The 11162-nt window shown below is 57.4% G+C and carries 10 protein-coding genes; 3 read left to right on the forward strand and 7 right to left on the reverse strand.

Annotated features, from left to right (window positions below):
- Positions 1 to 205, reverse strand: a 205-nt coding sequence (locus E4K64_RS38320; RefSeq protein ID WP_135165941.1) for a transposase, incomplete at its 3' end; no start/stop codon positions are given.
- Positions 206 to 289: 84 nt separating this feature from the next.
- Positions 290 to 1108, reverse strand: a complete 819-nt coding sequence (locus E4K64_RS38325) for a pentapeptide repeat-containing protein (RefSeq protein WP_235884951.1) — start codon at positions 1106 to 1108, stop codon at positions 290 to 292.
- Between E4K64_RS38325 and E4K64_RS38330 the strand changes: the two genes are divergently transcribed.
- The gene (locus tag E4K64_RS38330; protein ID WP_126262010.1) at positions 1107 to 1367 is read left to right on the forward strand and encodes a hypothetical protein; all 261 of its coding nucleotides are present in this window, start codon (positions 1107 to 1109) and stop codon (positions 1365 to 1367) included. The genes E4K64_RS38325 and E4K64_RS38330 overlap by 2 nt on opposite strands.
- 632 nt (positions 1368 to 1999) lie before the next feature.
- Here the strand turns inward: E4K64_RS38330 and E4K64_RS38335 are convergent.
- The 5 genes from E4K64_RS38335 to E4K64_RS38355 form a co-directional block, all read right to left on the reverse strand.
- Entirely contained in the window at positions 2000 to 3724 is a 1725-nt protein-coding gene (locus tag E4K64_RS38335; RefSeq protein WP_126262011.1) for a dipeptide ABC transporter ATP-binding protein, read from the reverse strand.
- Positions 3725 to 4588: an ABC transporter permease gene (locus E4K64_RS38340; RefSeq protein ID WP_126262012.1), complete on the reverse strand. Its 864-nt coding sequence runs from the start codon at positions 4586 to 4588 to the stop codon at positions 3725 to 3727.
- Positions 4585 to 5574, reverse strand: a complete 990-nt coding sequence (locus E4K64_RS38345; RefSeq protein ID WP_126262013.1) for an ABC transporter permease — start codon at positions 5572 to 5574, stop codon at positions 4585 to 4587. The genes E4K64_RS38340 and E4K64_RS38345 overlap by 4 nt, the downstream gene beginning before the upstream one ends.
- Positions 5546 to 7150 carry an ABC transporter substrate-binding protein gene (locus E4K64_RS38350; protein WP_235884952.1) on the reverse strand — a complete coding sequence of 535 codons (1605 nt, stop codon included), beginning with the start codon at positions 7148 to 7150 and terminating at the stop codon, positions 5546 to 5548. Before E4K64_RS38350 ends, E4K64_RS38345 begins: the two co-directional genes overlap by 29 nt.
- 119 nt (positions 7151 to 7269) lie before the next feature.
- Positions 7270 to 8592, reverse strand: a complete 1323-nt coding sequence (locus E4K64_RS38355; RefSeq protein WP_430642575.1) for an NtaA/DmoA family FMN-dependent monooxygenase — start codon at positions 8590 to 8592, stop codon at positions 7270 to 7272.
- A gap of 960 nt (positions 8593 to 9552) precedes the next feature.
- On the opposite strand from E4K64_RS38355, the gene E4K64_RS38360 reads away from it, so the two are divergent.
- Together E4K64_RS38360 and E4K64_RS38365 are read left to right on the forward strand one after the other, a co-directional pair.
- On the forward strand, positions 9553 to 10518 hold the full coding sequence (locus E4K64_RS38360) for a hypothetical protein (RefSeq protein WP_164719134.1): 966 nt from the start codon (positions 9553 to 9555) through the stop codon (positions 10516 to 10518).
- Positions 10519 to 10923: 405 nt separating this feature from the next.
- A partial coding sequence (locus E4K64_RS38365; protein ID WP_135167572.1) for a hypothetical protein occupies positions 10924 to 11162 on the forward strand: 239 nt, incomplete at its 3' end.

The following is an 11162-nucleotide window of genomic DNA, read 5'->3' on the forward strand; positions in this document are numbered from 1 at the left end:
TGGGTTCGGCGATCCGACTCCCGCCGCCCGGACCGAAAACATCGGCAGCGCTGCCTTCGAGCTGGGCCTTCCACGATGTGATCTGATTGGGGTGAACGTCGAACTGCTCCGCCAGTTGCGCCAGCGTGCGGTCACCCTTGACGGCGGCAAGTGCCACCTTCGCCTTGAAAGCCGGAGTGTGGTTCCGCCGTGCTCGTCTGCTCATCGTCTCTCCTGATTCGCGGGTCAATCTTGCCCGCCGTCAGGCAGAAACTCCACTTATCGCGCTGTTCAGATTTGCGGGACCAGCTCAATCAGCAAATGGTGCGCACATGCCTCTCGCTGCGATGTGGCCGCTTACCTTTGATAGTCTCAGATACGGAAGATGAGCGCCTTCCAGGACAAGACCATCGACCGAGGTGGGACGCACAATCGATAAACAGTTCCCCTTTGACTGGAAGAACGAGCAAGACGCCAGATGTGATTTCGTGATCGTGAGTTGGCTCAGCTTGGCAAAGCGGAAGGAAGCGGAAGGAAGGAAACATTCATTAATGGTCGAACCCTGTAGCTCCGCGCCATCGAATACAGCATCACTCGCATCGCATTGGTAAGCGAGAAGCCCGCTGAGCATAGCGTTATCAAAGCGTGCCCTTTTCATGCTGCAACCGTGAAACAGGCTGCCCGTTGCATCAATTACATTGCAAAGACTGGCATCGTCGAAGTTGCAGACCTGCGCTGCAATCGCATGCATATACGCAAAATCGAGCTTGGCCCCGCGGAAGCTTGCCCTCTCTAGCCCCGGACAGACAAGATTCGCCCCAGAAAGGTCCGCCCGATCCAACTTTGCTCCGTAGAGCTGCGCACGATTGAGGGTACAGCGTCGCAACGGGAAATCTGACAGGTCGTGACCGTTAAAGTTCTCGGACGATAGCTGCAAGCCAATCCCGGTCCTTCCGATCGCCTCTTCGGTTCGCCTCCCAACCGCAGCCACCGCGCGCAGCCGATCGGCAGCTCGGCTCCAGTACCGAACAAAGTCCCCATCTGATGAAAGATTGTACTTCGGATCTGACCAGTGCTCTGCCCCTTCATTCGCGGTGCACTCGCTATCAGGGCCGATCGTTTGCGACATGACGATTCCGTATTGCCCGGATTACGGGGGGCCTGTTATCGACCTTTTTTGCTCCGCCTTGGAGGTACGCTATGCGACCTGTGGCGAACGCGTCGGCGAAATGACGACAAGACGCCTCAATGAGGCGCTTATTGTGTCGGTGACCTCCGCAGCCGGCACGCTTGAGCACGTCAGCCGAATTCTAGTCATGCGCCCCCACTGCCGCGCGCTGAGATTGTTCACCGAGTCCGGCAACGTTGACAACGCAACCGTCTTTTGACATTGCCGATATGGCAAGACGTTGCGATTTGTCTCGTCGGCTCTTTTAGGCAATCCAATTCGCTCTCCATCAAACCGAATGCGAAAACTTCAGGGCCTTGCTTGTTTTTCAGAATGGACCCACGGCTTCCGGGCGGAAAAGTGATCGTTCACGGGGCTGAAGTCGGCCCCTACTCGGCGTTACCTCCTTTCCGATAGCAATGACCGTGCCAGCCGCATCAGTCGCAATTAAGAGCTGAATAGACGTCATGAAATCAATATTGACGCCGAATGTTTTGAACCTGACAAACACACTCTCGATGTCAGGGACCGCACCATGATGGCAAGGCTATCGTGAAAGCGAAGATTGCGAGCTCGTTTGCAGGAGCGCAAGAGCGCCCGTCCTTTGCGAGCACGCAATCGATGACTTGCAATCCGACATTTGCGGATCGCCGAGCTCAGGGTTAACGAGTGTTCGAACTCGGCTCGCCCTGCTCCGCGCGCCGGCCAGTCCATCAAGGGGGAACCCGCGCCACAGACTGTCCTGTTCGAGCGGTGATGGAGCGCGTAATCGTGACCAACTCGGCGCGCAAAGGCGAATGCCCCGCGATCGGAGATAGATAATTTTATGATAAAGAATCGGATTCGAAGGCGTCATGCGATGCCTTCTTCGAGGATCGTGGCTGAATGACCTATCTGGTGGTCGCGCACAAGACGCGGCATGGCGGCGATAAGGCTCTTGGTATATTCAGACTCTGGATTGCGAAATATCTCTTCAGTGGCGCCACTATCGACGATTCTCCCCCGGCGCATAACTATGACGCGATCGCTGATTTGGCGAACAACACTGAGATCATGCGAGATGAAGAGATAGCTTACGCCGACGTGTTCCTTCAGATCGCCGAGCAGGTCCAAGACCTGGGCCTGGATCGAGACGTCGAGCGCCGAAACCGGCTCATCGCAGACGATGACGGCAGGATTTGGTGCGATCGCGCGGGCGATCGCAACGCGCTGGCGCTGACCGCCCGAAAGCTCGAGCGGTCGTCGGTCCAGCAAGGCCTCGGATAGCCCGACCAGATCGAGCAGCTCGATAACGCGCTCCTGCCGTTTGCGCCGTATCTCAACCTCACTCGAAAGGCTGTCGGATATGATGCGTCCGACCGTCCAACGTGGATCAAACGAGCCAAGAGGATCCTGGTAAATCATTGATAGCGACCGCCGCCGAGTCCGCCGTTCGCGCTCGGCGAGCGCGGTCCAAGGCCGGCCTGCAAACTGAACGGCTCCCTCGTCAGGCTCCTCGAGCGCCAGGACCATGCGCGCCATCGTTGACTTTCCTGATCCGGACTCACCTACGATGCCCAAAGTCTCGCCGGATCGCAGTTCGAAGGAGACGCCGTCCACAGCCGTCCGTAAAGTGCCATCCGGGCCCTTGAAGCGCTTCACCAGACTTGTCGCTTCGAGCAGGATGGGACGAGATTTCGGTGGCGATTGCACTTCTGGCTGCGTTTGCCGGGCAGGCGAACGCACAATAGTGGACGGTGAGAGGCGTGAGCCGCGCGGCCGGCCTGATGGCACGGCGTCCAGCAGCTGCTTAGTATAGGGGTGCTCCGGATCTTTGAGTATTTGGCCGGCGTTACCGCGTTCGACGACCTCGCCTTCTCGCATGACGAGGATCTCATCCGCCACGCGGGAGACCACTGCCAGATCGTGACTGATCAGGATCAGAGCCTTGCCCCTCGTTTTGGTCTCCTCAAGGAGTGACAGCACATGAGCTTGCGCCGTCACATCGAGAGCGGTCGTCGGCTCGTCGGCGATCAGGATGCGGGGATCGAGCGCAAGTGCCGAAGCGATGAGAGCCCGTTGACGCTGGCCGCCGGATAACTGATGCGGCAGCTGCTTGGCCTTGGTCTCGGGGTCGGGGACACCGACGAGCTTAAGAAGAGCAATGACGCGCTGCGCGAGCTCCTCGCGCGATGATACCGCGCCGTGGAGGAGCAAGCCTTCACCAATCTCTTTGCCGATCCGGCGAAGCGGATCAAGTGAGACGAGTGCATCTTGTAATACAAAGCCAATCTCGTTGCCGCGGATGCCCCGCCAGGCACGATCGCTAAGACCCATCAGGTTCGTCCCGTCGAAGCTTAGCTGGCGTGCATGAACATTGGCGTAGCGACCAGCGAGGCCTATGAGAGCCCGCGCAGTCACGCTCTTGCCCGAGCCGGATTCACCGACAATCGCAAGACACCGTCCCGGCCGGAGGGAGAAGGATATACTGCGCACAACCGGTTTCTCGTCGATGGCGCGACCGAAGGAGACACGCAGCGAATCGACCGTGAGGAGGTCTGGCTGCTGCGGGACAGGCTGTGGGCGCCCCTGTGACATTCACGTTTTTCCTTCCAGACGGTCCTGTAGATGGCGCCCGATGATGGTGAGGCTGAGGGCAAACGCCGTAACTGCCAAACCGGGTATGATCTCCAGCCACCAGGCGTAGATTACATAATTGCGCCCGGCATTGAGCAGCGCGCCCCATTCAGGCGCCGGGGGAGCGACGCCGAGTCCTAGAAAAGCAAGACCGGAGGCCCATATAATCGCCTGACCTACGCCGATCGTCATCATTGCCGTCAGCGGGTTCATGGCGTTCGGAAGAATATGCCTCCAGACAATACGGGGAAATGGATGGCCCAGCACCTTAGCGGCCTCTACATACCCTGTCCCCTTGATGGCAAGCACCTGGCCCCTGATCATGCGCGCATAGCCTGGCGCTGTGCCGATTCCGACAGCTATGACCTCAGTCAATACCGACGGCCCAAAAACGGTCACGAACACAAGGGCGAGCAGGAGCGTGGGAATTGCGAAGAGCACGTCGACAATCCGGCTCAGGATGCTGTCGCATACGCCACCAGAAAGTGCGGCGGCGACGCCGAAAACGATCGCAATGGACATGCTCAGCGCCGTCGCGCCTAGTCCAATAGCCAGGGATTGGCCTGCCCCCTCGACTACTCGAGAGTAAAGATCTCGACCCAATTGATCAGTTCCCAACCAATGGGCGATCGACGGAGACTGCAATGACGATCTCAAATCAATAGCGAGCGGATCGTGCGTCTGCAGCACCTTTGGCGCCACAGCCGCGAGGGCAAAGAGGCCAATGATCATAAGACAGGCGGCAACTCGGAACGGAACATGGCGAACGATTGCCAGGACCTCTTTGAGCGACCGAGACTCGGTAGCTTCGGCGAACATGCTCATGTCAACTTGATCCTCGGATCGACCAACCGGTAAGTCAGATCGACAATCAAACTGACAAGAACGAATAGGCCCGCAGAAATCAAAACAGCTCCCGAGACAATCGGAACGTCTCGCGAGGACGTTGCAGCAACAAGGACTCCACCGAGGCCTTGACGGGCGAAAACCACCTCGATCAAAATCGCGCCCGAAAGCAGTTTTCCGAGCGCCCAACCTGATAAAGTAATGCCAGGCAATGCGGCATGGCGGAGGACATGGCGAAGCCTGACGCCGAAATCACTCATGCCTCTGGCCCGCGCGGATGCAACGAACGGCTGCTCGAGCACGCGCGTGAACTCGTTCTGAACGACTTGTCCGAAAAAGCCCGATAATTCAAGAGCCAACGCAAGTGTCGGCAGAATGAGCCCGGCCGGTGAACTTCCACCGATGACCGGAAAAATGCGCAGCTTTACCGCAAAAACAACCAGCAGAATTGTGGCCAGCCAATAGGGCGGCGCGGTTGCAAAAAAGACCTGCGTGTCATTGAGCAACTTCGCCCACATGTTGTCCCTGCCGGCGATGAACAAGGTCGTCAGGATTGCGATAATCCATGCGAGCAGTAGCGCGGTGACCGCCAGAATGATGGTAGGGCCAATCTGTTCGGCGATGATCCCTGCGACAGGCCGATGCTGCTGGTATGACTCGCCAAGGTCTCCATGCAGGATTCGCAGTATGTATCTTCCGTATTGAATCGCGAGCGGTTGATCAAATCCGTATTTCGCATTGATCGCCGCAAGTTCTGCCGATGACGCGAGTCCGACGTTGCCGCTTGTCGCATTGATGATGATTTGGGCGCGGTCGCCAGGGAGCACACATTGAATCAAGAACGCGAAGGTTAAGGCAGCCCACACCACGACCACGCCGGAGAATATCCGGCGCGTGAACCAAACAATGGGATAATGGGCTACTATCTTCACGGCGTCACTTCCCATCATCGAAATGAGCGTCATAGAAAACGGGTTCGCCAACCGAGCCGCGGTCCAGCCAAACGTCTTTGAGGTTCGGCCTGGTCGCCAACGTTACGTCCAGCACCGTGAGGCCAATCACAGGAGCCTCATCCACGATCTTCCGTTCCGCCTGCTGATAGAGGGCGGTACGCTGCGCCCCATTGAGTTCCTGCTCCGCCCTTTGAATGACGTCCCAAAGCGTCAGATCTTGATAGCGTGAGGGATTGAAGCGATTAGTCTCGCCCTTCTGATCGGGCTTCCACGAGATCCGGAATATCTCCGCGCCGGGGGCAACCCAATAGAGGAGAACAACCTCATAATCATCGGGTCCGAGGTTTTTTCCGGCGAAGAAATCAGCTGGATTAGTAGGCTGAAGACGTACGTCAAAACCGGCCGCTCTTGCCTGCTGCTGGATAACTTGCAAGGCTTGCTCGCCATCTGGCTTCAGAAAAGCGTTCGAATAGGACACGCGCACGATGAGCGGGTTGCCATTCTTAACACGAACGCCGCTAGGATTACGCTCGGTCCAACCCGCCTGATCAAGCAATTGATTGGCTTTCCGAATATCGTACGTATACGACTGCCCGAGCTCGCGCAGGTATTCCGGCGAGCTCTGACTAAGCGCACCGTTGCCTTCAAATGGCAAAGAGCCAAGGAATGATGTGTCGACTGCGGCCTTCCGGTCAGTCGAATAGGCAAACGCCTTGCGGACGAGCACATCGTCAAATGGAGGCCGCGCCGTATACAACGCCAGGCGCAGAGGGGTACCGCCGGTAATGTGCCGCAATACTGGAAAACGGGAATTGGCCTCCTTCCATGCGATAGCTGGGATATCGTATATGGCATCGGTCTCGCCCGTGATGAACGAGCCGTACCGGACGGTCTGATCTGGCAGGAACTTCCAGCTGATTCCGTCAATGTAAGCCGGCCCTTGATGTTTGGCGCTGGCCGGCGCCGAGTTGTAGTCGGGATTGCGGCGGAAGGTGACCTCCCGTCCATGACGCCATTTGTCGACAATGAATGGACCTGAGCCGACTGGGTTCTCGCAGTTTACCGCAAGTCCGCGCTTGAGCGCGGATGGTGAGAGAATGCCTTGTGAGGATTGAGCAAACACGTTCAGCAAGGGTTGAAATGGCACCTTCAAGGTTACCTGTAACCTCAGAGGAGCGATTGCACTTGCCGATTCGAAGCTATCGCTAAGATACGGAGCAGCAGTCGGATTGCGCAGATCAGGGTCGTTGCTGAGCCATCCGTTGATATTATCCGCGATGGCCTGCGCATCCAGAGAAGTGCCATCCGTGAACTTCACATTCGGCTTTATCTCGAATGTGTAAATCTTCTTGTCATCGGAAATTGTCCATGACTCGGCCAGCCATGGCACAATCTTGCCATCCTCGCTGCGGGCGACCAGATTATCGCTGTACTGGCGTTGCAGATACCATTGCTGCACCCATCCCCCGAAGAGGCATGCCGGCTCTTGAAAGTGCCCGTAACGAATAACGCCTCCTCGCTTTATGCTGCCGGCTACCCCTTCTTGAGCATGAATACTTGACGGCAATTGCGACAGGCCCAAGAGCACGAGAAGGGTCGCCTTAACGGTTCTTGCTGGATAGCTCGACTTTCCAGTGAATCGCCTCGTTGACCGCGCATTCGATGAATGCATATCCAGTCTCCAAATGATTTGATGTTGAGGAAGCGTCATAGCGGTGAGCTAGCTGTGGCTCGTGTCGGCCCGAAAGGAATGGAAAGCCCGAAATGCTCTCGCAGCGTCTGCCCTCGATATTCTTTGCGAAAGAGCCCGCGCTTCTGCAGGATGGGCACCACATTGTCGACAAACGCTGAAGTGCCATCTTGCAGCACGTCCGGAATGATGTTGAAACCATCAACCGCGCCAGCGCGGAACCACGCCTCAATCGAGTCCGCAATCTGCTCAGGTGCACCCACGAGCAAGCGGTGGCCAAACGCTTGAACGCTGCTAATGATTTCGCGAACCGTCCGGCCTTGACGCGCCAGAGTCTCAACCGTGCGATGGTGACCGACAGAAAAAGGAACATCATCTGCAGTAGGCAAAATCTCCTCCGGGATTGGCCTTTCGAGGCTGAGCTTCTCGACCGCCACGCCCATGCTTCGTGCAAGAGCAACGGTGGCGCGCTCCATATCGAGGAGTCCGTCAAGGTTTTCCTTGCGACGAGCCGCTTCTTCCTCGGTGCCCCCGATACAGGTGACAAGGCCTGGCAGGATGAGCGGGGCCGCAGGGCGGCCGAATTGCCGAGAAAGCGCGCGCAGGCGCTCTGCCTCCTGCGTCGCCGTTGTCAAGTCCCCGGCTGCCGCAAACACGACATCTGCACTGCGGGCGCCAAGCCGTAATCCGGGATCCGAACCGCCAGCCTGAACGATGACTGGGTGGCCTTGGGGCGAAGCGGGATGCGTAAGTGGGCCCCGGATGCCGAAACTATTGGTAGCGGGATCGAGCAGGCGGAATCGGCTCTGATCTGCGTAAACACCCGCAGCCTGATCGGCGATGACTATCTCGCCGCTCCAGCTCAGCCAGAGAGCACGGACCGTTTCAACGAAGTCCTCCGCACGTCTGTAGCGATCCGCTCGCCCAATCTCTCGACCGCCAAAGTTCGCAACCGTCGCCGGACTCGACGTCGTGACCGCGTTCCACGCAACGCGCCCGCGGCTGATGACATCGAGCGATTGGAACCGCCGGGCAAGATTATATGGTTCGTTGTAGGTAGTCGACGCCGTCGCAATCAGACCAATCCGGTCCGTTTCACGCGCAATCACGGCGAGAACCAGCGTCGGTTCGAGCCCATTAAGCGGTGGCTGGTGTGTGATGTCGGAACTTATCGCGGGGGTATCGGCGAGGAATACAGCATCCAGCAGACCATGCTCCGCAATCTTCGCAGCGCGGACGTAGTGCTCGATGTCAAAAAAGGCGCTTGGATTTGTGCCCCGCCAGCGCCATGCTGCGGAATGACCACCCGCACCATGAAGATTTAAGCCAAGATGAAGCATGGAGTTACCCGAAGACATAACAGCCACTCATGCGGCGGCATCTGAGCTGCTTGGCGGGCCTTGTGGACGAGTTGATCTCGGCAGCCAGCCTTCGCTTTCGCGCAAGCGCACCTTGCATGTGCTCCGGGCAGCCAATTTGAGCGATAGACAACAAACAGCCGGCTGATGTGAGAAGAATGTCACCCAAGAAGCTTTTGCTAGGTCTTGCGATCTTCTCCGAACGGGCGCGGCAGAGAAGAGCTTCGACCACGCTGGTCGCCGATTACGCCGACGTGACAGCTTGTCCCCAGCGGCGGGTTGCTTCCACACGAGTACATTCACATCGCCTCTCCAGAATTCCTCAAGAAGCCAGCTCCTTTTCAGGAAGATGTTTTGGATGGGATTCGCCATCGAAAATTTTGGACTCCCGAGAGCGAGCAATGATCATGCTAGAGGATCTTTAGAGGTCCAGACCATGCAAACGCAATAGTTGAGTATTTCATTCTACTATCGTCCATTGGCATGCTCTTCTATTGCCGTGTCTAAACCTTACTTCGCTTAATCCCAAGCGTTCTCTGATCAGGCCCACCGAACACGCGCTGCGTAATTGTAGCGACTGCAATTGGGAGCGCCGGCGCGACGCTGAGATGACTCGATGCGCTCGAGAACACACGGCAGTTTTGGCGCGACATGATGGGTCAACCGCTTGCTGCCGCGCTGCAAAGTGACATCCGATCAATAAGGCGTCGCCAAGCCCACCATCTAATAATGCGATGAACCATCCTAGATTATAGATACAGCGTTACACGCAACGCTTCGAAGCTGCGCTGGATTCGAGGATGCTGGAGCGTCGTTAATTATCGCGCGAACGCGGCGCGGCGGTCGAGCAACCCGGTCTCAGCTTAATCGATCGTCAGCTTCTCGAAAGCTGCACCTGCAACAATCCACGCCGATAGGCGGCCCTTCGAAGGGAGTAGAGAGATGAATGTTGATCCACGGAATGCCGCAGACAATTCCTTTGAGGTTCAGTGGCCGCACCATGTCGGTCGACAGCAGGACGAGCTTAGCGCCCAAACCAGCGCACCGACAAGTTCAGAAGACCAAGCAAACTTTGAGCAGCAGCTGAATGACTTGGCTCTAGATGACTTGGACTCGGTCTGCCCAACCACGGAGCCAGTCTCCTTAGCGGCAGATTCCGCGAGCGCCGCGCCCTCATCTGGGTTAAACGAGGCGACCTCGGAACCCAGTCGCTATCCAGCCTCATCATACGTCAGTGCGCGCGCTCAGCTTGCCGCAAAATTGACTGGCGCCACTCTTGACGCACTTCGGAACGAGATCGAACTTGCCGCGCAACAAGCAGCACGTTGGTCATCGGCGACCGACGCTGCCATTGATCGAGATCGCGTATTCGACGACGTGGCGGGGTCGTCATATGTCACACTGCGGCGTTTTCAGAATCAGGACACTGATTGCAAGCCGCGCACGGAAGAAAATACGAGCGCAATATCTCATGTCCGCAACACGGCTCGGGATCATTCTTCCGTTGGATATCCTCTGGAGCGGTATCCCATGGACCGAGCCCGCCAAGCTGGTTGGCATATGCGGGGGAAGACTACAGCCTCACCCTTCGTATCGTTAGTTGAAGATCCGTCAAAACTCGTCGTCTCTCGCGATCCGTGGGCGAGAGCGATTGCCAACAATGCGGACGCGCTACACACCTATACCGTACCGAAGACCACAATCTGGACGCCCGACGACGTGCTGAGTAGCATTGGGCTTGGAATGAACGCGGAGGATCAGGACACCATCGATGGGGACGTCGATTTGATGTGCTCACTGGGCAGAACGCCGACCCGGGAAACCGAGCGCCTGTTCCTTGGAGGCAATTTGGAAAGCTACCGCACCAGTAGCGAAGCAAATCCCTACAAGCGCGAGAGTAATGTGTAGATGGTCGATCGCGCCATTTGGCAGATTCGTTGGCGACTAAGCGCCACAATCCCCTGCAACGAAGAAAAGCGGCGCATCAGCTCCGCCTCATGCACAACAGATTAAGCGTAAAGGGGGCGACCGACAGCCCGATGAAGGCACCGATCGAGCCGTACAGCGGTTGACAGTCCCGACGGAAGGTCAGGAGGACACCGATCTTGTCCCCTCATCCCTTTCCGCTCGTTGAAGCATCGTGGCATCTTGGGTGCATTGTGTCGCGTGGCAGGAATTTATCAGCCGGCTTCAGGGGTTGGCAGGCGGATTTGGCGAGGTAAGCCGCTGAAAGCGCAGCATCCCTCGCGTTAGCTAGTCGGTTGTGAAGAACACGCAAGCCGTTGAGAGAGAATCGATTTTTGGCGAACAGACATGGTTCTGTTCGCAGGATTTCGGCGGGTGAGCCCGCAGTTTCTTGCAAATTGCTCTTGGGCGATCGCTGTGATTCTGTCGCGGCGGGCTAATCAACGACGGGCAATTGCAATGCGGCCGAAGGCGCGGCGGGAGAGCGGACAGAACGATCTGTTCAAGGCGAGGCTCGATCAAATCGTCGATCCGGACCATGCGCTGGTCAGACTGTCGGGCTCGATCGACTGGCGGTTCCTCGAAGA

Origin of the sequence: Bradyrhizobium frederickii (assembly GCF_004570865.1) — a bacterium.
GTDB lineage: Bacteria > Pseudomonadota > Alphaproteobacteria > Rhizobiales > Xanthobacteraceae > Bradyrhizobium > Bradyrhizobium frederickii.